This is a genomic window from Arsenophonus apicola, from assembly GCF_020268605.1.
GTDB lineage: Bacteria > Pseudomonadota > Gammaproteobacteria > Enterobacterales > Enterobacteriaceae > Arsenophonus > Arsenophonus apicola.
The window spans coordinates 1965304-1990952 of the sequence record NZ_CP084222.1 but is presented as its reverse complement, the minus strand read 5'-3'; the positions used below and the strand labels follow the sequence as shown (position 1 = coordinate 1990952).

General features: G+C 39.9%; 24 protein-coding genes, 1 pseudogene and 1 riboswitch. Of the genes and pseudogenes, 15 read left to right on the top strand and 10 right to left on the bottom strand.

Annotated features, from left to right (window positions below; genetic code table 11):
• Positions 1–7 precede the first annotated feature (7 nt).
• On the bottom strand, positions 8–1282 hold the full coding sequence (gene bioA / locus LDL57_RS09495; RefSeq protein WP_180561000.1) for an adenosylmethionine--8-amino-7-oxononanoate transaminase: 1275 nt from the start codon (positions 1280–1282) through the stop codon (positions 8–10).
• Positions 1283–1379: 97 nt separating this feature from the next.
• On the opposite strand from bioA, the gene bioB reads away from it, so the two are divergent.
• The 5 genes from bioB (at position 1380) to uvrB (ending at position 7566) form a co-directional block, all read left to right on the top strand.
• Positions 1380–2411 (top strand): biotin synthase BioB, encoded by a 1032-nt coding sequence (gene bioB / locus LDL57_RS09490; RefSeq protein ID WP_370520708.1) that lies wholly within the window; start codon positions 1380–1382, stop codon positions 2409–2411.
• Complete coding sequence (gene bioF / locus LDL57_RS09485) at positions 2411–3577, top strand: 8-amino-7-oxononanoate synthase (protein ID WP_180560999.1); 1167 nt, start codon at positions 2411–2413, stop codon at positions 3575–3577. Before bioB ends, bioF begins: the two co-directional genes overlap by 1 nt.
• Positions 3546–4319, top strand: a complete 774-nt coding sequence (gene bioC, locus LDL57_RS09480; protein WP_180560830.1) for a malonyl-ACP O-methyltransferase BioC — start codon at positions 3546–3548, stop codon at positions 4317–4319. The genes bioF and bioC overlap by 32 nt, the downstream gene beginning before the upstream one ends.
• Entirely contained in the window at positions 4312–4989 is a 678-nt protein-coding gene (bioD, locus tag LDL57_RS09475; RefSeq protein WP_180560829.1) for a dethiobiotin synthase, read from the top strand. The genes bioC and bioD overlap by 8 nt, the downstream gene beginning before the upstream one ends.
• 564 nt (positions 4990–5553) lie before the next feature.
• Complete coding sequence (gene uvrB / locus LDL57_RS09470; protein WP_225505500.1) at positions 5554–7566, top strand: excinuclease ABC subunit UvrB; 2013 nt, start codon at positions 5554–5556, stop codon at positions 7564–7566.
• Positions 7567–7640: 74 nt separating this feature from the next.
• Here the strand turns inward: uvrB and yvcK are convergent, their stop codons facing one another.
• Positions 7641–8594 (bottom strand): uridine diphosphate-N-acetylglucosamine-binding protein YvcK, encoded by a 954-nt coding sequence (gene yvcK / locus LDL57_RS09465; protein ID WP_180560827.1) that lies wholly within the window; start codon positions 8592–8594, stop codon positions 7641–7643.
• Positions 8595–8834: 240 nt separating this feature from the next.
• A riboswitch (molybdenum cofactor riboswitch) is annotated at positions 8835–8985 on the top strand.
• On the opposite strand from yvcK, the gene moaA reads away from it, so the two are divergent.
• The 5 genes and pseudogenes from moaA to LDL57_RS09440 all read left to right on the top strand — a co-directional run bounded on the left by moaA (position 8975) and on the right by LDL57_RS09440 (position 12075).
• Positions 8975–9955 carry a GTP 3',8-cyclase MoaA gene (gene moaA, locus LDL57_RS09460; protein ID WP_225505499.1) on the top strand — a complete coding sequence of 327 codons (981 nt, stop codon included), beginning with the start codon at positions 8975–8977 and terminating at the stop codon, positions 9953–9955. (Overlaps the previous riboswitch by 11 nt.)
• A 32-nt stretch (positions 9956–9987) precedes the next feature.
• Entirely contained in the window at positions 9988–10467 is a 480-nt protein-coding gene (gene moaC / locus LDL57_RS09455; protein ID WP_180560825.1) for a cyclic pyranopterin monophosphate synthase MoaC, read from the top strand.
• A complete protein-coding gene (gene moaD, locus LDL57_RS09450; RefSeq protein ID WP_180560824.1) occupies positions 10464–10709 on the top strand; it encodes a molybdopterin synthase sulfur carrier subunit in 246 nt (81 codons plus the stop codon). The genes moaC and moaD overlap by 4 nt, the downstream gene beginning before the upstream one ends.
• Positions 10710–11168, top strand: a complete 459-nt coding sequence (moaE, locus tag LDL57_RS09445) for a molybdopterin synthase catalytic subunit MoaE (protein ID WP_180560823.1) — start codon at positions 10710–10712, stop codon at positions 11166–11168.
• 196 nt (positions 11169–11364) lie between these two features.
• A pseudogene (locus LDL57_RS09440) lies at positions 11365–12075 on the top strand (Bax inhibitor-1/YccA family protein).
• 66 nt (positions 12076–12141) lie between these two features.
• On the opposite strand, the gene LDL57_RS09435 reads toward LDL57_RS09440, so the two are convergent.
• The 4 genes from LDL57_RS09435 to hlyD are packed head-to-tail and all read right to left on the bottom strand — an operon-like array spanning position 12142 to position 17154.
• Complete coding sequence (locus tag LDL57_RS09435) at positions 12142–13248, bottom strand: ABC transporter permease (protein ID WP_180560821.1); 1107 nt, start codon at positions 13246–13248, stop codon at positions 12142–12144.
• 9 nt (positions 13249–13257) lie between these two features.
• Positions 13258–14415 carry an ABC transporter permease gene (locus tag LDL57_RS09430; protein ID WP_225505497.1) on the bottom strand — a complete coding sequence of 386 codons (1158 nt, stop codon included), beginning with the start codon at positions 14413–14415 and terminating at the stop codon, positions 13258–13260.
• The gene (locus LDL57_RS09425; RefSeq protein WP_180560819.1) at positions 14412–16148 is read right to left on the bottom strand and encodes an ATP-binding cassette domain-containing protein; all 1737 of its coding nucleotides are present in this window, start codon (positions 16146–16148) and stop codon (positions 14412–14414) included. The genes LDL57_RS09430 and LDL57_RS09425 overlap by 4 nt, the downstream gene beginning before the upstream one ends.
• 10 nt (positions 16149–16158) lie before the next feature.
• Positions 16159–17154, bottom strand: a complete 996-nt coding sequence (gene hlyD / locus LDL57_RS09420) for a secretion protein HlyD (protein ID WP_180560818.1) — start codon at positions 17152–17154, stop codon at positions 16159–16161.
• Between the two features lie 248 nt (positions 17155–17402).
• Between hlyD and rhlE the strand changes: the two genes are divergently transcribed.
• From rhlE to LDL57_RS09405, 3 genes are all read left to right on the top strand, one after another.
• A complete protein-coding gene (gene rhlE / locus LDL57_RS09415; protein ID WP_180560817.1) occupies positions 17403–18707 on the top strand; it encodes an ATP-dependent RNA helicase RhlE in 1305 nt (434 codons plus the stop codon).
• Positions 18708–19649, top strand: a complete 942-nt coding sequence (gene dusC / locus LDL57_RS09410; protein WP_180560816.1) for a tRNA dihydrouridine(16) synthase DusC — start codon at positions 18708–18710, stop codon at positions 19647–19649.
• 220 nt (positions 19650–19869) lie between these two features.
• Positions 19870–20121, top strand: coding sequence for a GlsB/YeaQ/YmgE family stress response membrane protein (locus LDL57_RS09405; protein ID WP_026822154.1), 252 nt, complete (start codon positions 19870–19872; stop codon positions 20119–20121).
• Between the two features lie 70 nt (positions 20122–20191).
• Here LDL57_RS09405 and sseA read toward each other — a convergent pair whose 3' ends face one another.
• On the bottom strand, positions 20192–21034 hold the full coding sequence (sseA, locus tag LDL57_RS09400) for a 3-mercaptopyruvate sulfurtransferase (protein WP_180560815.1): 843 nt from the start codon (positions 21032–21034) through the stop codon (positions 20192–20194).
• A gap of 184 nt (positions 21035–21218) precedes the next feature.
• Between sseA and LDL57_RS18315 the strand changes: the two genes are divergently transcribed.
• Positions 21219–21518, top strand: coding sequence for a DEAD/DEAH box helicase (locus tag LDL57_RS18315; protein WP_445661329.1), 300 nt, complete (start codon positions 21219–21221; stop codon positions 21516–21518).
• Positions 21512–23323, top strand: coding sequence for an ATP-dependent DNA helicase DinG (gene dinG, locus LDL57_RS09395; protein ID WP_445661328.1), 1812 nt, complete (start codon positions 21512–21514; stop codon positions 23321–23323). Before LDL57_RS18315 ends, dinG begins: the two co-directional genes overlap by 7 nt.
• A 57-nt stretch (positions 23324–23380) precedes the next feature.
• Here the strand turns inward: dinG and LDL57_RS09390 are convergent, their stop codons facing one another.
• The 3 genes from LDL57_RS09390 to rhtA all read right to left on the bottom strand — a co-directional run bounded on the left by LDL57_RS09390 (position 23381) and on the right by rhtA (position 25385).
• Positions 23381–23602: an alkylphosphonate utilization protein gene (locus LDL57_RS09390; protein ID WP_026822158.1), complete on the bottom strand. Its 222-nt coding sequence runs from the start codon at positions 23600–23602 to the stop codon at positions 23381–23383.
• 147 nt (positions 23603–23749) lie between these two features.
• Positions 23750–24256, bottom strand: coding sequence for a DNA starvation/stationary phase protection protein Dps (gene dps / locus LDL57_RS09385; RefSeq protein WP_180560814.1), 507 nt, complete (start codon positions 24254–24256; stop codon positions 23750–23752).
• 241 nt (positions 24257–24497) lie between these two features.
• Positions 24498–25385, bottom strand: coding sequence for a threonine/homoserine exporter RhtA (rhtA, locus tag LDL57_RS09380; protein WP_180560813.1), 888 nt, complete (start codon positions 25383–25385; stop codon positions 24498–24500).
• Positions 25386–25649 lie beyond the last annotated feature (264 nt).

Below are 25649 nucleotides of genomic sequence, written 5' to 3'. Positions count from 1 at the left end.
TTTTAATTTACAGCTTGATAACGATTTTTTTTATTGCTTCCGTTAACTGGGTCAGTTGCTGAGCGGTAATGATATAGGGCGGCATCAGATAAATTAATTTACCAAATGGCCGGATCCAGACCCCTTCAGCCACAAAATGACGTTGTAACTCAGGCACATTGACGGGGTTTTTCATTTCAACAATGCCAATTGCACCTAACACTCGCACGTCAGCAACTTGTGGTTGATCTCGCAGCACAAAGAGTTCAGCCATCAATTGCGTTTCAATCTCTTGCACCCATTTTTGCCATGGGCTATTTTTTAATAATGTTATGTTCGCATCGGCAATCGCACAGGCTAATGGATTGCCCATAAAAGTGGGCCCATGCATAAAACAGCCCGCTTGACCTTGGCTAATGGTGTCCGCAATATGCCGGCTGGTCAGAGTAGCTGACAGAGTGACATAACCCCCGGTTAGTGCTTTACCTAGACACAAAATATCTGGCGTGATCGCACTATGCTGGCAAGCAAACAATTTGCCAGTACGGCCAAATCCGGTGGCTACTTCATCGGCAATCAGTAAGATATCATAGTGATCGCATAATTCTCTCACGCCGGTCAGATAATTAGGGTGATAAATTCGCATACCACCCGCACCCTGAACTATCGGCTCAACGATAATGGCCGCAATTTTGCCAGCTTGTTCGCTTAGCATTTTTTGTAATGGGATCAAATCGTCAGCTTGCCACTGCTGATAAAAACCGCATTGAGGGGCTTGAACGAAAAAATGGGTTGGCAAATAACCTTGATAAAGGCTATGCATTGAGTTTTCTGGATCACAAACTGACATAGCACCCAAGGTATCACCATGATATGCCCGTTGTAAGGCAATAAACTGGTGACGTGTTTCCCCGCGCGCCTGCCAATACTGTAATGCCATTTTTAATGCTATCTCTACAGCTACTGAGCCGGAGTCAGCCAGAAAAATACATTCTAAACTATGATCAGTTATATCAATTAATTGTCGGCACAAGGCGGTCGCTGACGGATGGGTGATGCCGCCAAACATAACATGGGACATTTTTGTTAATTGCTGAGAAGCGGCTTGGTTGAGTACGGGATGATTATAGCCATGAATAGCGGCCCACCAAGAAGCCATACCATCAATCAATTTTCTGCCATCGGCTAATTCGAGTTCAACACCTGAGGCGCTCACGATAGGATAAGCCGGTATCGGTTGCGTCATAGAAGTATAGGGGTGCCAAATATGTTTAGTATCAAAATTAATATCGTCGAGTTTCATTATACTTGGTAAACTAATTTTATTTATTTTAGTTGACATGATAACGCACTTATTTAAACTGGCAACACTTTTTGTTTCAAGAGAGAGAATGGCAAAGATGGAAAAAACATGGACGCTTAGCCAGGCACAAGCATTATTTGATTTACCTTTTTTTGAATTACTTTTTCAAGCTCAGCAAGTTCATCGTCAACACTTTGATCCGCAACAGATCCAGATTAGTACCTTACTCTCAATTAAAACCGGTGCCTGCCCGGAAGATTGCAAATATTGCCCACAAAGTGCTCGTTATAAGACAGGATTAAAAGCTGAGCGACTATTAGAAGTCCAACAAGTGATTGAATCGGCTAAGCAGGCCAAAAAAGCCGGTTCGACACGTTTTTGTATGGGCGCGGCCTGGCGAAATCCCCATGAACGGGATATGCCTTATTTAGAAACGATGGTAAAAGAAGTCAAAGCATTAGGCTTGGAAACCTGTATGACACTGGGTAAGTTAACTGACCAGCAAGCACGGCGGTTAGCCGATGCGGGACTGGATTATTACAATCACAATTTAGACACCTCGCCTGAGTTTTATGGCTCTATTATTACCACTCGCACCTATCAAGATCGGCTTGATACAATTGATACCGTTCGCCAAGCAGGCATGAAGGTATGCGCTGGTGGCATTGTCGGCTTAGGTGAAGAGGTGACTGATCGAGCAGCGCTATTGGTTCAATTAGCTAATTTACCGCAGGTTCCCGAAAGTGTGCCAATTAATATGTTAATAAAAATAAAAGGCACGCCCCTTGAAGACAATGAAGATGTCGATGGCTTTGATTTTATTCGTACCATTGCTGTTGCCCGTATTATGATGCCAACCTCTTTTGTCCGGCTCTCTGCTGGCCGTGAACAGATGAATGAACAGATGCAAGCACTCTGTTTTATGGCCGGGGCTAACTCTCTCTTTTATGGTTGTAAGTTATTAACGGCCGCTAATCCTAAGCAAGATAAAGATCAGCAACTTTTCCGCAAGCTAAATATTAATCCACAAGCCACTGAAACCGCATTGACTCATCAGCAGCAAATAGAGCGGCTGCAAAAAGCTATGCAGCAGGTGGATACAGCACAATTTTACAACGCGGCACTATGATGAATTGGTCAACATTTTTAGCTCGTGAACTGGATATGCGCAAGCAGCAAGCATTGTGGCGGCAACGACAGATTATTAAAAAAAATAATGCACGTACCCTAATCTTTGATCAACAACAATATGTTAATTTTTCGAGTAATGATTATCTGGGGTTAAGCCAGCATCCGGCCATTATTAAAGCCTGGCAAATGGGATTAAGCCAATATGGAACGGGTAGTGGTAGCTCAGGTCATGTTATCGGTTATATTTGCGCCCATGCCCAATTGGAGCACCAGCTTGCTGACTGGTTAGGTTATCCCCGCGCTTTATTATTTATTTCCGGCTATGCCGTAAATCAAAGTGTGATCATGGCTTTAATGAAAAAAAATGATCGTATTGTCGCTGATAAATTTAGTCATGCATCCATACTAGAAGCCGCAATGTTATCGCCAGCAACATTACAACGTTTTGCTCACAATCAAGCGGACACTTTACAACCTCTTTTAGCGGTCAATCAGACTGGTAAAACACTGGTTGTCACTGAAGGCGTATTTAGTATGGATGGCGATAGAGCCCCTTTAGATCAATTGCAAGCAGCAGCAAGGCAAGCACAGGCATGGCTATTAGTGGATGATGCCCATGGTATTGGGGTTAGCGGCGATGAAGGCAGAGGTAGTTGTCATCTGCATAAGGTAAAGCCTGAACTGCTGGTGATAACCTTTGGTAAAGCCTTTGGTCTTAGTGGAGCTGCATTGCTTTGTGATGAAAACACCGCCGACTATTTTCTGCAATATGGCCGTCATTTGATTTATAGTACTTCAATGCCGCCGGCTCAAGCGGTTGCGTTGGCTGAGGCCGTTAGGCAAATTCGTCAGGCCGATGAATTAAGAACAAATTTGCAGCGCAATATTGATTATTTTCGTCAATTAGCCCATCACTATAATTTGCCATTATTAAATTCCTCGAGTGCCATTCAGCCACTGATTATTGGTAGTAACCAACGTTGTTTACATTTAGCGCAATTTTTACGTCAGCGAGGATTTTGGGTGCAAGCTATTCGGCCGCCAACAGTGCCGCCGGGTAGTGCTAGATTAAGGATCACGTTGATGGCTAATCATCAATTAACCGATATTGCACAGTTAATGGAAACGTTAAATGAATTCTTTAACAACTATGCCAATAAATAAGCAAGCAATTGCGCATGCTTTTGGACGGGCGGCTAAAAATTACGATAATATTGCGTTATTTCAGCAGCAAAGTGGACAACATCTGTTTGATTGCTTATCGGCGATGCCAGGTAACACGATTCTGGATGCTGGCTGTGGTACCGGTTATTTCAGTCAGCAGTGGCAGTTAGCAGGAAAACAGGTTATTGCGCTTGATCTGTCTGCATCAATGTTAGCGATCGCTCAACAAAAGCAAGCGGCCAAAAGTTATATCCAGGCTGACATGGAGTGTCTACCACTAGCCGATGAAAGTGTCGATCTCTGTTTTAGTCATCTTGCTATCCAGTGGTGTAGTAATTTATATACCCCATTAAGTGAGTTATATCGTATCACTAAAAAGGGTGGGGTAGTTGCTTTTTCTACTTTAGCCGATGGCTCATTACATGAGCTACAACAGTGTTGGCAAAAAGTTGATAATAACCGACACATTAATTCTTTTATGACTTTTGCACAAATTAAGCGGACTTGTCATGGTTGGTCGCATAGTTTAGAGCAACGATCTTGGCATGTAACTTATCCTTCATTTGCTTGTTTACTCCAATCTATCAAGGGAATTGGTGCGACTTATCTAACGGCTGGACGTCAGCAACAGGGCCTAATGACAAAAAATCAGTTAGCTAAACTCCTTGATCATTATCCTTATGTCAATGAGCAATTCCCACTAACTTATCAACTGGTTTACGGAATGTTATATCGTGAATAAATGTTTTTTTCTCACCGGAACTGACACCGATGTGGGCAAAACTATTGTTAGTTGCGCGCTGCTACAAGCGGCCGCAGCTCATGGCTATCAAACGGCAGGCTATAAGCCGGTAGCTTCAGGTAGCGAACAATTAACGGATGGCTTAAGAAATTCAGATGCGCAGTTATTAAGAAAAAATAGCAGCCTGAAACTGAATTACCATGATGTTAATCCGATCGTTTTTGCCCAAGCAACTTCACCCCATATTGCCAGTCAGTTAACAGGAGAACTTATCGATTGGCAGATAATGGGTGCAGGATTAAATAAATTAAAACAATCTGCTGACTGGATCATTGTCGAAGGTGCCGGCGGATGGTATACACCGCTTTGCGCTGAGCAAACCTTTGCTGATTGGGTTATACAACAGCAATTGCCAGTAATATTAACAGTTGGCGTTAAATTAGGTTGTATTAATCATGCAATATTAACCGCACAGGCAATTGAGCAAAGTGGTTTATTATTGGCAGGCTGGGTGGCTAATGAAATTGTTTTACCGGGTCAATATCAACAGGATTATTTGTTAACATTACAGCAGCGCCTGTCAGCACCTTGTTTAGGGGTTATTCCACATTTGCCAGATTGGCAATCTCATTCGATTGGCAAATTTGTCAATATAGGTAACCTACTGTAATAGGAATAATTTTTAGGCTAAAGCATTATGCCACTTTAGCCGTATTTTGCTTGAATTAGTAAAATAGTAACAGATGAAATGCTTTTTTTCGTTTTTTTTCTTATACAAAAATTTTTTTGTGATTATTTTTCTGGCAAAAATTTTTTACTAATACTCAAGTGAAAATCTTACAACTATTGATGCCTAAAAGAATTTCTTGAGTTATCCACCATTCCTGTGGATAACCTTGTGTATTAGATCTAGAAAAGTGTCGCTAACCAAGATGGGATGAGGCTTGGCGTGCCGTTGATGCCATTCTCGGCTCTAAATCAAAATTATATAAATATTAATAAGTTATATAAAATCAAGTCTGAAATGATATATAATAAAGTTTTATATTAGCTAATTAGCATAAAATATAAAATATAATTAAGCGTAAGAAAAAGCTTGGGGATAACTAAGTTATTAAAATAATAAATATATGTAAATAATTTATTATGGTTAAGGCTGATTTTTTATTTCTGCTGTCATTGAAACTGTTTTTTTATCCAGTATGATAAAGAAATTTTTAGTAGAGAGGGTTAGATGAGTAAAGTCTTCAAATTGCATGCTGAATTTCAACCTGCGGGTGATCAGCCACAAGCAATAAAGAAATTAATCGAAGGTCTTAATGATGGATTGGCTCATCAAACGTTGCTTGGTGTCACCGGATCGGGTAAAACATTTACTATTGCTAATGTTATTGAGCGGGTTAACCGCCCGGTCATGGTGATGGCTCACAATAAAACGCTGGCAGCACAATTATATAGTGAAATGAAAGCCTTTTTTCCTGAAAATGCGGTGGAATATTTTGTTTCTTATTATGATTATTATCAACCAGAAGCGTATGTTCCCAGTTCCGATACTTTTATCGAAAAAGACGCCTCTATTAACGAACATATTGAACAGATGCGGCTCTCTGCCACTAAAGCACTTCTTGAACGACGTGATGTTATTGTTGTTGCTTCGGTATCAGCGATTTATGGTTTAGGCGATCCAGATAGCTATCTAAAAATGATGCTTCATTTAACTAAAGGCATGATTATTGACCAGCGTGCTATTTTACGCCGGCTGGCAGAGTTGCAATATAGCCGCAATGATCAAGCATTTCAACGAGGTACATTTAGAGTTAGAGGGGAAGTGATTGATATTTTTCCTGCCGAATCAGATGAATATGCCTTACGGGTCGAATTATTTGATGAGGAAGTAGAAAGGCTGGCACTTTTTGATCCCTTAACGGGTCAGCTCCAACATGATGTACCACGATTTACCATTTATCCTAAAACTCACTATGTCACACCGCGTGAACGTATTCTTGAAGCCATGGAGCAGATCAAAACTGAATTGGCACAAAGACGTAAATTGCTACTGGAAAGTAATAAATTGCTTGAAGAGCAGCGATTAACCCAGCGTACCCAGTTTGATTTAGAGATGATGAATGAACTGGGTTATTGCTCCGGTATTGAAAATTATTCACGTTATCTTTCCGGCCGTGCAAGCGGTGAACCGCCACCAACACTGTTTGACTATTTACCGGCTGATGGCTTATTAGTTATTGACGAATCTCATGTCACTATCCCACAGATTGGCGCTATGTATCGTGGTGATCGCTCTCGTAAAGAGACATTGGTTGAATATGGTTTTCGCTTACCATCTGCGTTGGACAATCGCCCGTTACGTTTTGAGGAATTTGAAGCACTTTCCCCGCAAACAATTTATATTTCTGCCACACCGGGTAAGTATGAATTGGAAAAATCGGCTAATGAAATTATTGAGCAAGTTGTTCGGCCAACTGGCTTACTCGATCCTGAAATTGAGGTTCGTCCAGTTGCTACTCAGGTTGATGATTTGTTATCTGAGATCCATCTACGAACAGCGGTAAATGAACGAGTACTAGTAACAACCTTAACCAAAAGAATGGCAGAAGATTTGACCGATTATCTGCAAGAACATGATATTAAGGTGCGTTATTTGCATTCAGATATTGATACCGTTGAGCGAGTCGAAATTATTCGTGATTTACGATTAGGTTTATTTGATGTTTTAGTGGGGATTAACTTGCTACGTGAAGGCTTAGATATGCCTGAGGTATCGTTAGTCGCTATTTTAGATGCAGATAAAGAAGGATTTTTACGTTCAGAGCGTTCATTGATTCAAACGATTGGCCGTGCCGCGCGTAACCTGAAAGGGAAAGCGATTTTATATGGTGATAAAGTGACTGATTCAATGGCAAAAGCGATTAGAGAAACTGAGCGCCGTCGAGAGAAACAAATCGCCTTTAATCAGCAGCATGGTATTGTGCCTAAAGGTTTAAATAAAAAAGTGGGTGATATTTTACAAGTTGGCGCCCCAGTATCGGTAAAAACGAAACAAAAGCAACCACAAGTATCAGCGATTAGCGAGGATTATCATAAACTTTCCACTAAAGAATTGGAGCTTAAAATTCAGGCGTTAGAAGCACAAATGTATCGTTATGCGCAAGATCTTGAATTTGAACAAGCAGCCAGTTTACGCGATCAAATCCAATTGCTACGTGAACAGTTTATTGCTAATTCTTGAACTTGATAGGACGCTTTTACCTACTGCACCGTCAAACCATGCCCTTTAGGGCGAGGAGAATGCCAAGTAAGAAGTCAGTTGGCATTGGAGGCAGGTGATAAATTAAAAGGTTTAAGTTGGTGAATGTTTTGTGCGATGTCTTCAATAGCTTGGCGCAGTAAGTCTCGATCATGACGATAACAAACATCTTGAGCAGCCAGTTCTCGTTGGATTACTATTCGATCTGCTAGGTTTGATGTATCGGTTGCTGGCCCAACGATAATGGCATCAATTTTCTGTTGGCCGATCCTTTTTTCGATCATGGCAATTTTATCAGTTAATTGCATATTGGCAGCAGGCTGGTTAAGCTCTTTACCAAGGTTAGCAATATAGATGATTGCTGCCCGGCATTCTTGTAGTGCTTGCGTTAAATCGTTCATCAGAAATAAAGGCATCAGACTGGTTAAAAAACTACCTGGGCCAATGATAATCAAATCAGCGTTATAAATAGCATCAAGCGCTTCTGGCGTGCTACTTACTTGCGGAGATAGCATTAATTTTTGTGGTAGTGAGGTGAGTTGATCAATATTAACTTCACCATAGATTTCATTGCCCATCAAATCGATTGCCAGCAAATCAGCAGGTTGCTCGGACATAGGAATAAGATGCGCCTTCACTTTTAATAGATTACGGATTAAGTTTATTGCATCCAACGGCCTAACACTCAAATGATCGAGCGATTTGAGCATTAAATTACCTAGATTATGGCCACCAAGTTCACCGTTACCCATAAAACGGTATTCAAACATCGTTGAAGCAATGGACGGTTCAGTAATTAATTGGTTTAAACAGTTGCGCGTATCCCCCCAGGCAATACCGCCTTCGGAACGGCGAATACGGCCGGTAGAGCCGCCATTATCTGTTGTTGTTACTATACCCGTTAATTGAGAATTTAGAACCGCAAGAGATGACATAACACGACCCAAGCCATGACCACCTCCTAGTGCAACAACTTGCCCTAAGTTATTAAGAATACTGCATTGATGCATTACTTCCCCTATTTTATTATCTGTCTTATAACGGTTTGACGTAATTTATCATTAAATATCCGATCATATTGAATTAACGTGATATTAAACAATAACTTTGTCATTTATTTATATTACATTATTTTCTGTTAATTGATTAACTTATTGAATTGCAAGCGATAGATTTAAGCGTTTATTCGCTTTTTTAAATATTTAGCAATATTATTTATAGCAACCATCACATTACGCTATTATTGTACGTGATGTTATTAACTCCTAGCCTTTTTACCTAAGTTTGTGATCTTAATGGTTTAAATAGGGTATTAAGGCCGTGGCACTTATCGGCCACTAGGGTGCGAGGTAGAAATGCCTGCTTCTCCCGTATTTGGAAAGGCGTTATTATGACTCAACTTATTGATACTTTTGCCCGTAAATTCTACTATTTAAGACTATCCATCACTGATGTGTGTAATTTTCGCTGCACCTATTGTCTACCTAATGGCTATCAATCAAAGGGTTATCAAGATTTTTTATCGCTAGAAGAAATTGGCCATTTAACAAAAGCTTTTGCCGAGCTTGGTACGGAAAAAATTCGCTTAACTGGCGGAGAACCGACCATGCGGCGTGATTTTTTTGACATTATTGCTACCATCAAACAAAACCAGGCGATCAAAAAAATTGCCGTAACGACCAATGGTTATCGGCTGGCCAAAAATGTTAGCCATTGGAAAAGTGCAGGTTTAACCGACATTAATGTAAGTGTTGATAGTCTTGATCCACGACAGTTTTTAGCTATTACCGGGCAAGATAAATTTTTTCAAGTAATGGCTGGGATTGATGCGGCCTTGGAGGCTGGTTTTGCCAAAATAAAAGTTAATGTTGTGTTGATGAAAAATATCAATGACAGTAATTTAGTGAGTTTTATAAACTGGATCAAACTGCGGCCAATTCAACTGCGATTTATTGAATTAATGGAAACCGGTGAGAGTGGTAAAATATTTCATCGTCATCATGTCTCAGGTGAAAAAATTCGTCGGCGCTTATTAGAGCAAAGTTGGCAACAAATACCACGCTATCGTTGTGATGGGCCTGCCCAGGTATTTAAGCATCCTGATTATTGTGGTGAAATTGGTTTAATTATGCCCTATGAGAAGAATTTTTGTCAAAATTGTAATCGCTTACGTGTCTCTTCTATCGGTCATCTTCATCTCTGTCTATTTGGCGAACGCAGTATTATTTTACGTGATTTATTAGTTAATGCATCTCAATCTGAGGCATTGAAAGCGCGTATTCAGGCAGAATTACAGTTTAAACGTGAAAGCCATTTTCTTCATCAAGGTGATAGTGGTATCACGTCAAACCTTTCCATTATTGGAGGATAAATGGAATTTTTAGTCATTCTAAGGAGCTTACCATGTCTCAACTAACCCATATCAACTCAGCGGGTGAGGCGCATATGGTGGATGTGGCCACAAAGGCGGAAACCATTCGTGAAGCGCGAGCAGAAGCATTTGTAACAATGAATGCTAAGACACTTAATATGATTATCAGTGCCAGTCATCATAAAGGTGATGTTTTTGCTACTGCGCGGATTGCCGGTATTCAAGCCGCCAAAAAAACTTGGGATCTGATCCCGCTTTGTCATCCGCTATTACTCAGTAAAGTGGAAGTTATACTGGAAGCGCAATTAAGCGCTAATCGCATCCGAATTGAATCGTATTGTCGGTTATCAGGTAAGACTGGTGTCGAAATGGAAGCGCTAACCGCCGCATCAGTCGCCGCATTAACCATTTACGATATGTGTAAAGCGGTGCAAAAAGATATGGTGATTAGTTCAGTTAGGTTATTGGAAAAAACGGGCGGTAAATCCGCTGATTTTAGGATAACATCATGATTAAAGTGCTTTTTTTTGCCCAAGTCCGTGAATTAACCGGCACCGATAGATTAGAGTTAGAACATCGCTATTCGACGGTAGAAGAATTACGTAATGCATTAAGCCAACGTGGTGAGCGCTGGGCATTAGCATTAGAAAAGAAAAAACTGCTGTTTGCGGTCAATCATACCTTTGTACAGCCAGATCATCCATTAACTAGTGGCGATGAAATCGCTTTTTTTCCACCGGTAACGGGAGGATAAATGACAGATACACGGCTGGTTATTCAACAAGCGAATTTTAATGTGGGTGAGCAATATAAATGGTTAGCCCAATGTCAGGATGATGGTGCGGTGGTAACTTTCACCGGTAAAGTGCGTAACCATAACTTGGGTGATAACATTAAAACCCTCACTCTTGAGCATTATCCAGTTATGACAGAGAAAGCGTTACAGGATATTGCCAATGAAGCACGTTATCGTTGGCAATTGCAACGTATCTGTATTATCCATCGAATTGGTACTTTACAACCGGGCGAGGAAATAGTGTTTGTTGGTGTTACTAGCGGCCATCGTAGTAGTGCTTTTTTAGCCGCCGAATTTATTATGGATTATATGAAAACTAAAGCACCATTTTGGAAAAAAGAACATTTGACTCAAGGGCAAAGCAGCCGTTGGGTTGAGCCCAGACTGAGTGATCAAACCGCATTTAAGCGTTGGTAAACCAATTGTTATTGAAGTTATTTCAATTTATTGAAGTTTAGCTCAATAAAGTAAAAGTAATGTAAAACCTTCATTTATTTGCTCATATCAAACCATGGTTTTAGCAAGAAATTATGATAGACTTAACTTAAGTTTACTGAGCTATCTAGTTTATTAAATAGCTTTATCTTTAACGCAAGTGATGAGGGTAATCATCATGGATCGATTTGAACGTCAAAATGATTCGATCGTCCAGCGCGCTGGCGCAGGTATTCAAGCCTATATGGCGCAAGTATACGGCTGGATGACGGTAGGTTTGTTATTAACTGCGTTTGTTGCTTGGTATGCAATTAATAATAGTAATATTATTATGTATCTGGCAACGCATGGTTGGGTATAGATAGGCCTAATTATTGCTGAATTTGCATTAGTCATTGGGTTATCATTTCTGTTGCCTAAATTGAGTGCAGGGCTAGCAACAGCAATGTTTATGCTCTACTCGGCGCTGACAGGCCTAACAATTTCTCTGGTATTAGTTGCCTATACTGGCGTTTCTGTCGCCAGCACCTTCTTTATCACTGCTGCTATGTTTGGCGCACTAAGTTTTTATGGCTATACAACCAAACGTAGTTTAAGTGGCATGGGTAGCTTCCTATTTATGGCACTAATCGGGCTAATTATTGCCTCATTAGTGAATATTTGGCTGCAAAGTTCTGGCTTAACCTTGGTCATCACCTATGTAGGTGTATTAATCTTTTCAGGTTTGACGGCTTATGATACGCAGAAATTAAAAGACATGGGCAGCCAAATTGATAGTCGTGATCAGGAAGGTATGCGTAAATACGCTATTCTTGGGGCGTTGACTCTCTATTTAGATTTTATTAACTTGTTCTTAATGATGTTACGTATTCTGGGCGATCGCCGTTAATTTAATCTGTTTTATTAAAAATCCTGCTGATAGTATTGTATTAGCGGGATTTTTTTATTTTGTTATTCAGGCAATTTTTCGACTAAATAACCAATATGCTAAGGTTGTGGTACATAATGAAATAATAACTAATGGCCACAAGTTATGCCACAGCACAGCAAAATCGGCATCTTTTAAATAAATTTGTTTAGTGATATCTGTAAAATGACGAATAGGATTGATCCAAGTGAAATTTTGTAACCAAACTGGCATATTTTCTATTGGTGAAACATAGCCTGATAACAATACTGCCGGCATCATAAACACAAATACGCCAATAAATGCTTGTTGCTGAGTTGAACACATGGCAGAGATCAATAAGCCAAAACCAACTAAAGACAGACCATAAATTGTCATGGTAGTGTAAAAAACAAGTAATGAACCGGAAAATGGAATTTTGTAACAGAAAATCCCAATAATCAGCACTAATGTTGCCTGCAAAGTGGCAATAATTAATGCTGGAACCGCTTTACCAATAAAGATCTGCCAGGTGGTTAGAGGTGAAACCAGTAACTGATCAAGCGTTCCTTGTTCACGCTCACGTGCAATTGATAAGGATGTGACAACTAATACACCAATAGTGGTAATTAGCGCGACCAAAGAGGGAACGATAAACCATTTGTAATCAAGATTAGGGTTATACCAATTACGAATGATTAATGCGCTATTATTCTTTGCTATCTGCGGGTTAGATAACTGTTGTTGATAATTTTCAATAACTTGGTTAACTGTATTAGCGGCGATCTGGGCACTATTAGAGTTTCTACCATCAAGGATTAGTTGAACCGGAGTTGATTTTCTTTGTGCTAGCTGAGCACTAAAATTTTGCGGGAAATGGACGACTAACAGCGCCTTACGATTATTAATGGTTTCTGCAACTTGTTGATTATTATTGAGTAGCAATACATTAGTAAATGTTGTCGATTTTGCCAATCTTTGGGTTAATTCAATCGAGTCTTGCCCTTTGTCTTCGTTGAAAATAGCTATTGTGGTGTTAGTGACATCTAAAGTGGCGGCTAGTGGAAATAAAATCATTTGGAAAATAACTGGTAAGATAAGAATTGCACGGGTTTGTGGCTCTTGTAGTAGCGACTGCAACTCTTTAATAATGAGTGTATAGAGACGATGCAGCATATTCTCTCCCTAATCAAGTCTGCGGCGCGTTTTTAATGCGGTGAGCCCAATAAAGATGATGGCCGTCGCGACTAATAACAGAAAATTAGTCAGCAGGACAAAATAAATGTCACCAGCCAGAAATAGAGTTTGTAAACTACTAACAAAATAACGAGCTGGTATCAAATAGGTTACCCATTGGATAACTAGCGGCATACTATCAATTTCAAAAATAAAACCAGACAACATTATGGCCGGTAAAAAAGCGGCATTTAATGCAACAATAGCAGCGTTAAATTGGTTACGGGTTAAGGTAGAGATCAGTAATCCCATACCAAGAGCCGTTGCTAGATGGAGACTGGTAATTATAAATAACAGGCAGAATGAACCGCGATAAGGAATGTGTAAAATAAATATCGTGACTAACATGCAAAGTAGCATGACAAAAGAGCCTAATAGTTGATAAAGTAACAATTTGGCAAGCAGTAACTCTGTGCGTGTTATTTGAGTAGAGAGTAAGGCTTCCATTGTGCCTCGTTCCCACTCGCGGGCTACCACTAATGAAGTCAGAATGGCACCGACGACGGTAATAATAATACTGATCGCACCAGGAATAATAAAATGTTGGCTAATGGCTGCTGGATTAAACCAGAAGCGTAATTCTGGAACAATTAATGGTATAGTGTCATAACCGGCGTTTTCACCTTGTTGCTGCTGCCAGGTTTGCCAAATACCTTTGGTATAAGCCTGTATAAAATAGGCGGTATTTGACTCACTACCATCGGTAATAACTAGAATTGAGGTATGATCCGAGGGACGATTAAGCTGATTAGCAAAATCGACAGGGATCACGACCATACCGCGGATTTCCCCAGCTTGCATTTTATCTATTAGCAATTTTCGATTATCGCTAATTGTTGCCTCAATAAAAGGAGAACCGGTAAAGGTAGCGACAAATTCCCGTACTTGGTTATTTTGTTGATTGACGAGAATGCCAAGCCGCAATTTACTTGAATCCAGATTGATACCATAGCCAAAAATAAATAGCAGCATTAATGGAATAACGACAGCAATCAGCGCACTACTGGGATCACGTATGATCTGTTTACTTTCCTTAATACACAAGGCATACAAACGACGCCATGAAAACTGCGCTTCATGGGGTGATTGTTTTTCTGTTTGCTTCATTGTTTCCCTCGATCATAGTTAAGTATCAAACTAATAAAAGCTTGTTCCATCGACGGATCTTGATTTTCTGGCGTAGCAATTTGGCTTTTTAGTTCATCAGGTGTACCAGCAGCAATAATTTTACCGCGATAAACTAAACTAATTCGATCGCAATATTCAGCCTCGTCCATAAAGTGAGTAGTGACCATTACTGTGACACCTTTATTTACCATGCCGTTGATATGTAACCAAAATTCTCTTCGCGTGAGCGGATCTACGCCTGAAGTGGGTTCATCTAAAAAAAGAATGTCAGGTTCATGCATTAACGAGCAAGCTAAAGCTAGCCGCTGTTTGAAGCCTAATGGCAATTCATCAGTAGTTTGTTGCAATATCGAATTTAAATTAAAGGCATTGATCATGCTACTGATTTTTTGCTGTTGCTGACTGCCGCTAAGGCCATAAATACCAGAGAAAAACTTTAAGTTCTGCGCAACGGTTAAATTACCGTACAGTGAAAATTTTTGCGCCATATAACCAAGATGTTGGCGGGCTTTATTTGAACTTATTTTTAGATCCATCCCCAAGACTAACGCTCTACCTGCGGTTGGTAGCATTAATCCGCACATCATTTTGAATGTTGTCGATTTGCCGGCGCCATTAGGACCTAGCAAGCCAAAAATTTCACCACGTTTAACCGTAAAGTTAACGTTATCCGTTGCGGCAAAGTCACCGAATCGTTTGCTAAGATTCTGTGCTTCAATGACAGTTTCAGTGGCATCAACTGGAATTTGCGGCATAATTGCCGCCAACTCAGAACGTTGTGAGGGACTACCCCCCAATAAATCAATAAAAGCATCTTCGAAGCGCGGTTTGGCGGTAATTAATTTATCATTAGCGAAATTTAGACGGGTTAGAAAATCGCTTTGCTGGCTGTTTTCTTTCAAGATCACGCGAATATAATGCCCTTGAATAACACAGTCAGTTGTTTGCGGTAATAATAGCGCATCTTGTAAGTATGCACGGCGTTGTGAGGCTGGAACTTGGAGTAAAAAAGAGCGTCCAGCCATTTTGTTAGTTAGTGCTTGTGGTACCCCTCGATAGAGTAGTTGCCCCTGATTTAACAGTAAAATATCTCGGCATTGTTCAGCTTCATCTAGGTAGGATGTACTCCACAGGATCAGCATACCATCGCTAGCCAGTTCATGCACCATGCGCCAAAGTTCTTGCCGAGCAATAGGATCAACTCCTACGCCAGGCTCATCAAGTAATAGAACTTTCGGTCGACTAATCAATGTACAAGCTAGCCCAAGTTTTTGTTTCATGCCCCCAGACAGTTCGTCTGCCAGCCGTTGGGTAAACCGAGTTAGGTCGGTAAAATCCAGTAATTGTTGATAGATTTTTTGCCGACTTTCGCCCATCACGCCACATAAGCTGGCGTATAGATCCAAATTTTCTTGTACGGTAAGATCTTCATAAAGACCAAACTTTTGTGGCATATAACCAAGATGGCGACGAACTTCAACACCTTGCCAAATGGGATCTAAACCCATAATAGTGATATTACCGCTATCGGGTTTTAATAAGCCAGCAAGCATCCGTAATAGCGTGGTTTTTCCTGCACCATCAGGTCCAACTAAGCCAGTCACTGAACCGCCAGTAATTTCAGTGGTGAGTTTGGCTAATGCGGGTGAGGCTAAACCAGCAAAGCGTTTCTCGACGTCAGTCAATATTATCTTATCAACGGGTGTGACCATTCATTAAGCCTTACTGTTTTTTTGCTGCAAAATGAAGTGTCACCGGCATGCCTTGGCGCAACATATCGTCAGCATCATTGACAATAACCCGAATACGATATACTAAATCAGTACGTAAATCGGTTGTTTGCACACTTTTTGGCGTAAACTCAGCAGTGGGTAAGATGAAACCGATAGTGCCATGGTAGGGTTGCTCTGGACGACTATCGGTATAGAGTAATATTTCTCGTCCGGGTATTGCTTCACCGAGATGTGGTTCACTGACATATGCTCTAACCCAGACAGGTTGAATCAACGAAACGGTAAAAACAGTGCTACCGGCAGTAAGAATAGTCCCTGGTTCAATAGCACGGGTTAAAATAGTACCTGGTGAGGGTGTGGTTAATATCGTATCTTCCAGATCAAGTTTTGCTTGTGCTAATGCGGCGACCGCCTGTTCCCATTCACCGCGAGCGGCGGCGATTTCTTCAGTTCGATAGCCAGTGGGGTATTGATTTAATTTATCCTTTGCTGCATTTAGCGCTGCAAGTGCTTGGTTGCGATTGTTTTTCGCATTTTCCAAATCATTGGCAGAAATTACCCGTTGCGTCCAAAGCCCTTGTTGGCGTTGGTAAAAACTATTTGCATATTTCCAGGCAGCTTGCCGTTGTGCCACTTCAGCTTCAACTTGGGCAATTTCTTGGCTACGATAACCACTTTCTAGCATATCTAATTTAGCTTTTGCGCTGGTTAGAATACCTGTCGCGCGTTTCAGGCTATTTTGATAAGGTGTTTTATCAAGTGAAGCTAAGATCTGACCGGGGCTAATTTTATCGCCTTCATCCACGTTCAGTGTTTGAAGTTTACCATTGACTCTAAAGCTTAAATTAACCGTTCTAATATCAACGTTACCATACAAAATGAGCATCTTATTTTGCTGAGTTTGATAGTAGTAGTATCCAGCTACTATAATAGCGATAAATAGACACAGAATAGCAATAGCTAATAAGCGCAGATTTTTTTTCATAGCATCCTTAAAATAGTTCAATAAAATGGAATAAAATAAGGTTATGCATAATTAATTTTATCAGGTTAATTGTTATTTGATGAATTTATGTGAATTATTTTATTTAGTCATCATTAGTCGGTGATAGTGACAGCCACTAATCAGTTATTTTACTGTCATCAACCGCTATTTTTAATAGCTTATAGTGATGGTTCTTATATTCAGTTGACTGAAATTAAGTCAAATGAAATTTGGAGTATTTTATATTTATGTGTTTTAACTCATTGGGTTTATCTGACGAGATATTATCGGCGATTAAAGAGGTTGGCTATGAAAAGCCGACGTTAATTCAGCAACAGGCGATCCCAGCAATATTAGCTGGAAAAGATCTGTTGGCCAGTGCACAGACAGGAACCGGCAAAACGGCTGGATTTGTTTTACCTATATTACAACATCTTAATCAGACGCCTGTTATTGTAAAAGGCAGAAAACCCGTGCGGGCGTTGATTTTGGCTCCGACCCGTGAATTAGCCGCTCAGGTTGGACAAAATGTACGTGATTATAGCCAGTTTTTGCGGTTAAAATCGCTGGTGGTTTTTGGTGGTGTTAGCATTAATCCACAAATGATGAAATTACGGGGTGGTGTTGATATTTTAGTGGCAACACCCGGTCGATTACTCGATTTGGTGCAGCAAAATGCCGTTAGTCTAGCCAAGGTTGAGATTTTAGTATTGGATGAAGCCGATCGCATGTTAGATATGGGATTTATTCATGATATTCGACGAATACTAAATAAATTACCGCCAAAACGTCAAAATTTACTTTTTTCTGCCACTTTTTCTAATCAGATTAAACAATTGGCTAATAGTTTACTGCATAATCCGACCATATTGGAGGTGGCTCCGCGCAATTCCGCCTCACAGCAGGTTAAACAGCTTATACATTTAGTGGATAAGCGACGTAAAGCTGAATTGCTTTCTTATTTAATTGGTAGCGAAAACTGGCAGCAGGTATTAGTTTTTACCCGAACTAAATACGGAGCTAATCGTTTAACTGAACATCTGATTAAAGATGGAATTAAGGCGATGGCAATTCATGGCAACAAAAGTCAAGGTGCACGGACGCGGACTCTGGCAGATTTTAAATCAGGTGCGATTAGAGTGTTGGTAGCAACGGATATTGCTGCTAGGGGATTGGATATTGAACAGTTACCCTATGTGGTGAATTACGAATTACCCAATGTGGCAGAGGATTATGTGCATCGTATTGGACGTACTGGGCGCGCGGCAGCAACCGGTTTGGCGGTTTCACTAGTTGCTATTGATGAGCAAGGTTTATTAACCGCGATTGAGCGATTATTAAAACAGAGTATCCCGCGTATGGCACTGGCAGGTTATGAACCTGATCCAACTATTAAGCCAGAACCCATACCGCCAAAAAAAACGGCAAACAAAAAACATCGACGTCATTCGGTAGCAAAAGCTTCTCATACTAATGATAAACCAATAAAACAACGGACAACGAGTAACGTTGCTAGTAAAACTTTAGCACGAAAAAATCCAAGTAGAGGATAAATGCGAATATTACTCGCCCCGATGGAAGGGGTGCTCGATTCTTTAGTGCGTGAGTTATTAACAGAAGTTAACGAATATGATCTTTGCATAACGGAATTTTTGCGCGTGGTGGATAGTTTATTGCCAGCCAAAGCATTTTATCGGATTTGCCCTGAATTATATCAAGCCAGCAAAACCCTAGCAGGCACATTAGTGCGTATTCAATTATTGGGTCAGCATCCGCAATGGTTAGCGGAAAATGCAGCTCGAGCTGTTGAATTAGGTTCTTGGGGGGTGGATTTTAATTGTGGCTGTCCATCGCCGACCGTCAATGGCCATGGTGGTGGGGCGACACTATTAAAGGATCCTGAACGGATATATCAGGCGGCTAAGGCAATTCGGGCGGCGGTAGCTGCTGATTTACCGACCTCAGTAAAAGTCAGATTAGGTTGGAATGATCGTAGCCTGGCGTTTGAAATTGCTGATGCCGTGCAACAGGCTGGCGCAACAGAAATTATTATTCATGGTCGAACTAAGGCCGAGGGGTATCGGGCAGAAAAAATTGATTGGCTAACCATCGGCCAAATACGGCAAAAATTAACGATACCAGTTATTGCCAACGGCGAAATTTGGGATTGGTCTAGTGCAAATGAGTGCCGGACTATAACCGGCTGTGACGCGCTGATGATTGGCCGCGGTGGATTACATGTTCCCAACCTAGCTCAGGTGATCAAATATCAAACTGAACCTATGGCTTGGTCGCAGGTTATGCAACTTTTATTCAAATATATTCAGTTGGAAAAACAAGGTGATACGGGTCAATATCACGCAGCGCGTATTAAACAGTGGCTAGGTTATTTGCGCAAAAAGTATGTTGAAGCGGCTGAATTATTTAATCAGATCCGAGTAGTGAAAAAATCGGCCGATATTGCTAGTATAATTGAACGTCATACTTTTTGTTGACTTGCTACAACATATTTTAAAAAAAGTATTAAATACAACATATTATAAAGTCCCTAACCAACTAAGATAAAATGATTATCACAAATATTTTATAAAAAATAGCTTATCTATTTGCATTTCTGGCGGTTAGGTTCTTTACTAAAAAGTGTTCATATATTTGAAATGTTAGCAAGTTAGTTTTTTAACTTATTTAATATGTTGGATATTTCGGAGGGTGTGTATGGGTATTTTGTCCTGGGTTATTTTTGGTTTGATCGCTGGTATTATTGCTAAGTGGGTCATGCCAGGTGCTTACAATATGGGGATTATCATGACCATTATCCTCGGTATTGTCGGTGCAGTGGTCGGCGGATATATTAGTACCTTCTTTGGTAAAGGCAAAGTGGACGGCTTTAATTTAAGCAGTTTTATTGTTGCGGTAATTGGCGCTATCGTCGTTCTTTTTATTGCCGGAATGGTCGGTCGCCCATAGCCCACTTATCTAAAGATAATAAGCATTTCTCATATAAAAACATAACTACTAAGGTAGTTATGTTTTTATTTTAGTGAGTTTCAATCGGTAAGCCATTATCTTGGCCCCATTCAGCCCAAGAGCCGTCGTAAAGTTTGACATTTTTATTACCTAACAGTATTAAAGCAAGTAATACCACAGCGGCAGTCATACCGGAACCACAGCTAATTACTGTCGGCAGCGTAATGTCAACCTGTTGGTTGGCAAAAATAGTTTTTAACTCTTCAGGTGATTTATAACAACCTTCATTGACTAACCAATTCCAAGGAACATTTTTACTGCCTGGCAAATGTCCCATCCGCAATCCTGGTCGTGGCTCTGGTTGCTGTGCATTAAAACGGGCAGTCGGTCGTGCATCGATAAATTGAATATTAGGTTGTTGAAGAAGGGCGATGACTTGCTGTTGTGATACAGCTTCATCTGGTATACATTTAGCGGTGAAATGTTGTCTCTGTCGCATCGCAGGCATGCCGGAGTCTAGCAAATAGCCAGCTTTTTTCCATCCATGTAGCCCACCGGCTAAAATTTTGACATTATTACAGCCTAATGTTTTAAAGGTCCACCATGCGCGTGGTGCAGAAAATAGTGCGCCTTGATCATAAATAACCACTTGATGATGATTGCTAATACCTAATTGCTCAACGGCATGAGTAAAAGTTATCTCATTCGGCAGCATATGTGGCAGATTGCTACTTTGATCAGCCACACTATCTAAATTAAAAAATTGTGCACCAGGAATATGTTCTTGATAATAGCGTTGTTGATAATCAGTTGGGTCGGTAGGTGGTGGCGCAGAAGCATCAACTAGAATAATATTTTTATTAGTTAAATGTTGATGAAGCCATTGTGGGCTAACAAAAAATGCTTCGTACATAATACCCTTCTATTATAAACAATAACTTATGATAGCGAGTGAACTAAAAATAGTATATCGATTTTCTGTCAGAAATTAAATGTGGATTAAATTTTTATTCTATTGATTAAACACTATGATAAATTAAATATTTTATCGTTTTATACTCATCAAACTAACGGAGAATATTTTATATAAGATTTCTATGGCGCTAACTAATGCAATTAAAAATCAGATAAGCCTTTGGTATAAATCGCTATCGACATCGATTGAAGGTTTTGTGCCACGTATTGCGCAGCGACAAATGATCGCCGAAGTTGCTAAGACATTATCCGGTGAACAAGGCCGACATTTGGTTATTGAAGCACCAACCGGAGTAGGTAAAACACTATCTTATTTAATTGCCGGTATTGCGATTAGCCGGGCAGAAAGCAAGCCTTTAGTCATTAGTACGGCAAATATTGCTTTGCAAGATCAAATATTGCATAAAGATCTGCTTTGTTAGCTAAAGTTATTCCCGAGCTACGATTTATTGCTATTTTTGGCCGCAGACGTTATCTGTGCCCACGCAATCTGGCCGCTATCTGTGCAGTGGATGAGCAGCAGCTTGACTTAATGTATTTAGTGCAACAGGAGATGGCGGTAACGAGTGAACAAGAGCGAACTGTTTGCCAACAGTTACATGCTGATTTTATGGCCGGTCTCTGGGATGGGGTTAGAGATCATTATAAAACAGCGTTAGATGACAGTTTATGGAAAAAAATTAGTACCGACAAAGTCGGATGTTTAGCCAGAAATTGTCAGTTTTACCATGGCTGTCCATTTTTTTTGGCGAGATGGAAAATTGAGCAAGTTGATGTCATTGTTACCAATCATGCGTTGGTGATGGCGGCGATGGAGAGTGGCTCGGTGTTACCTGAGGCTAAAAAGATGTTGTTATTCCTTGATGAAGGGCATCATATCGCTGATGTGGCACGCGATAGCTTAGAAGTTGAAGCAAATATTACTTTATCGCATCTGATAGCGCAGCTAGATCATTTTGTGCGTCATGTGGAGCACTATTTGAGCCAATACCGCCCAGATAAGCCGCCAAAACTGGCTAAAACAAACCATTTAACCCAACACAGACAAAAATTAATTGATTACTTCAGCCAGGTTATGGCAATCACTCAGCGTTTATTACCAGACAAAAGTCAGGAGCCCATTTATTTATTTAAATTAGGCCAATTACCGCCGGAATTATATATTTGTTGCCAACAGCTTTTACAGCTTAGTCAGGATTTGGTGGTACTTACTGAAAAAATAGTCGATCACCTATCTGAACAGAGTGGTAAACATGATGCTGCTAGTTTGCATAGTAGTTTGCTAATTAGCAGTAAGATGCTCAGTTACTGGCAAAATATGGTTAAACTTTGGCGTTTAGCAAGTTGTGAAACATCCTCAAATGCGCCGGTATCCAAATGGTTAAGCTGTCATTATGATAAAAATCAGTTACATTACTATTTTCATTGTGCTGGTATACGGGTTAGTGAACAATTAGATCAGTTGTTATGGCAAAATATTCCTCATATCATTGTGACGTCAGCCACTTTACGCTCGTTAGATAGTTATAGCCGTTTCACGGAACTGACAAGATTAAATCAGGCGGACGATGATCGCTTTATTAGCTTAGATGCCTCTTTTGATCATGTTAAACAGGGGCGATTAGTGATCCCTAAAATGTCATTTGAACCAACGCTGCAAAATGAAACTTTACATATAGCGGAAATGGCTGCTTATTTTAAACAGCAACTCCAGTTTGGAAAACATCGTGGCATCCTATTTTTGTTTAGTAGTCAACGTGCAATGGCAGGCTTTTTGCAACAGGTTAGCGAATTACGCGGGCAATTGTTGGTTCAGGGAGATAAACCGCGTTATCGGTTGGTAGAAAGCCATTGTCAACGTATTGATCAAGGACACACTAGCGTATTAGTTGGACTACAATCCTTTGCTGAAGGATTGGATCTGAAAGGCGATTATTTATCGCAGGTACATATTCAAAAAATCTCTTTTCCCCCGATCACAAACCCGATCATTATTACAGAAAATGAATGGTTGAAAACCTTAAACCTTTATCCATTTGAAGTACAAAGTTTGCCAAGTGCCTCGTTCACACTAATTCAGCAAGTTGGTCGCTTGATCCGTAGTCATGATTGTTATGGTGAAATTGTTATCTATGATAAGCGACTAAGAACCAAACCGTATGGAGCTCGGTTATTAGCTTCATTACCGGTATTTCCGATTGTTGAACCGGAAATACCAATACATTAACGAAGAGAGCGAAGTAACCAGCATTTTTGTCTGTTACTTATTACTCCTGGATTGAAATTAGTTAATTTTTTTCAGAAAGCAGGTTTTTAGCACTAAGCCTTTAATACCTTCAGCATTACACTCAATTTCATCTTTATTTTGCGTTAGGCGAATGTTTTTTATTGCCGTGCCTCGTTTTAAGGTTTTTGATGTTCCTTTAACTTTAAGATCTTTTGTAACTTGCACACTATCCCCATCGCTTAAGTGTGCCCCATTAGCGTCTTTAACGACAATATCCATAAAAATCCTTATTGATTGCTTACTATGCTGACAATTATAGTAAAATAATTAATTGATATTAAGGGGATAACAAAAATAAAAAAACCACACTCCTGTGTGGCTAAATGACGACATTTTATTTTTATATAGTTATCAATTATGCATTGGTTACTTTTCAATATTTGCTTCGATAAACCAGAGATATTTTTCCAGATCACGAGAAGCTGCGGTGAGAATATCTTCAGCATCTACTTCACCTACATCATCAATCGCTTTACGAACATTATTGGCAACCACCGCAGCGCGATCGGCCAAGGCTTTCAAATGATCTTGTACATCGTGAATATTGGTTGGATAGGCTTTAAGTGGGGTATGGTCATGCACATACTCTATTGTGCCCATCGCCGTACCGCCCATTTGTACCACACGTTCTGCCAATTCATCTTGGTGCTCCAAAATAGAGGAATTAAATTCATCTAGTAATTCATGAACGGCAATAAAATTTCTGCCCCGCAGATTCCAATGCGCTTGCTTGGTCATTAATGAAAGATTAATAAGTTGGGCAACTAGCGGATTTAAAACAGAAATAACGTGTTTTTTAGTACTATCACTAATATTATTCCGGGTATAGAGTAAATCAATTTTTGGTACTTTAACTAATTTAGCTGTGCTCATTATTACGCTCCCGTTATATCAAATAATGTATTAATACTTTATATCTAAAAAATAGCTTATTATCGATCAATAGTCTTATCATTTGATCCTATTAAATTGATAGGTAATATTGATGTAAGCGTTATTTTATTACTTACAATTATAAATATGGTGATAAAAAATAGGAATGCAAGCCAAATTAGCAACAAGTTACAGTGTGAATTTAGGTTTGAATACACACTGTTTGAGTGCTAAGAACGACTTAATTGATTTCGACCGTTTCGGTTTTGCTTTTCATAGTTGATGTTGAACCAATTGATGCGCCAATGATACATAATAGCGCAAACCACTGGGTTAAAGTTAAGTGTTCATTAAGAAATATCATGCCCATAAAAGCCCCCATTGCTGGTTCCAGACTCATTAAGGTACCAAAGGTTTTCGCTGGCATGCGTGTCAGGGCAAACATTTCAAGTGTGTAGGGGAAGGCCGTTGACAAGATAGCAACTGCCAGTGCAATGGGTAGGATAGAGAGATCAAATAGAGGTTCGATGCCAACGGTGAGAAGGCCGACTGGAAAAAAAATCAATGTCGAGATAAACGAACCTAAAGCCACGGTTGCTGAGCCATAACCCGCCCCCGCGCGCTGACCAAAGATGATATACATTCCCCAACAAATACCGGCAGCTAAAGCATAAACAATACCGACAGGATCTAAACTATTAATACTGTTTCCGATAGGTAGTAGAAAAGCTAGTCCAACAATAACCATTAATATCCAAACAAAATCAATCGCTCGGCGAGATGAGAACATTGCTACGGCTAAAGGACCGGTGAACTCTAATGCAACGGCAATCCCCAACGGGATCCTTTCTAGCGATAGATAAAACAGCGAATTCATTGACCCTAAGGAGATACCATAAATAAGTAAATGTTTTAGTGAATGGCCGCGTAACTTTTTGCGCCAGGGCTTAAAAATTATAAAAAGAATAATTGTTGCCAAAAAGAGTCTTAAAGCCGTTACGCCAAGTGCACCGATAGTTGGAAATAAACTTTTTGCTAATGAAGCACCACTTTGTATTGAGAGCATTGCAAAGAGCAACAACAATACAGGCAACAGCGTTTTACGCTTTTGATTTAAGACAAATGACATTTGGAGGTAACCTCGATAAATATAGAACCAAATAAATGTTAGAAAATTAAATAATCAGTTAGTAACAGCAAGATTTACTTAATGTTATTGAGTAATTATTGCATAAAAGATAATTGAACAAGTATTATTTTCAGCGCCGATTGTAAATAAGATATTCACTATAATAAATGTTAATTTTAAAAAAGGAATCACATGAAAAATATTTATCGGTTTGTTAGATTTGATTAATGTCTGCTGGGGCTGGAACTAGCCAATTTAAGTTAA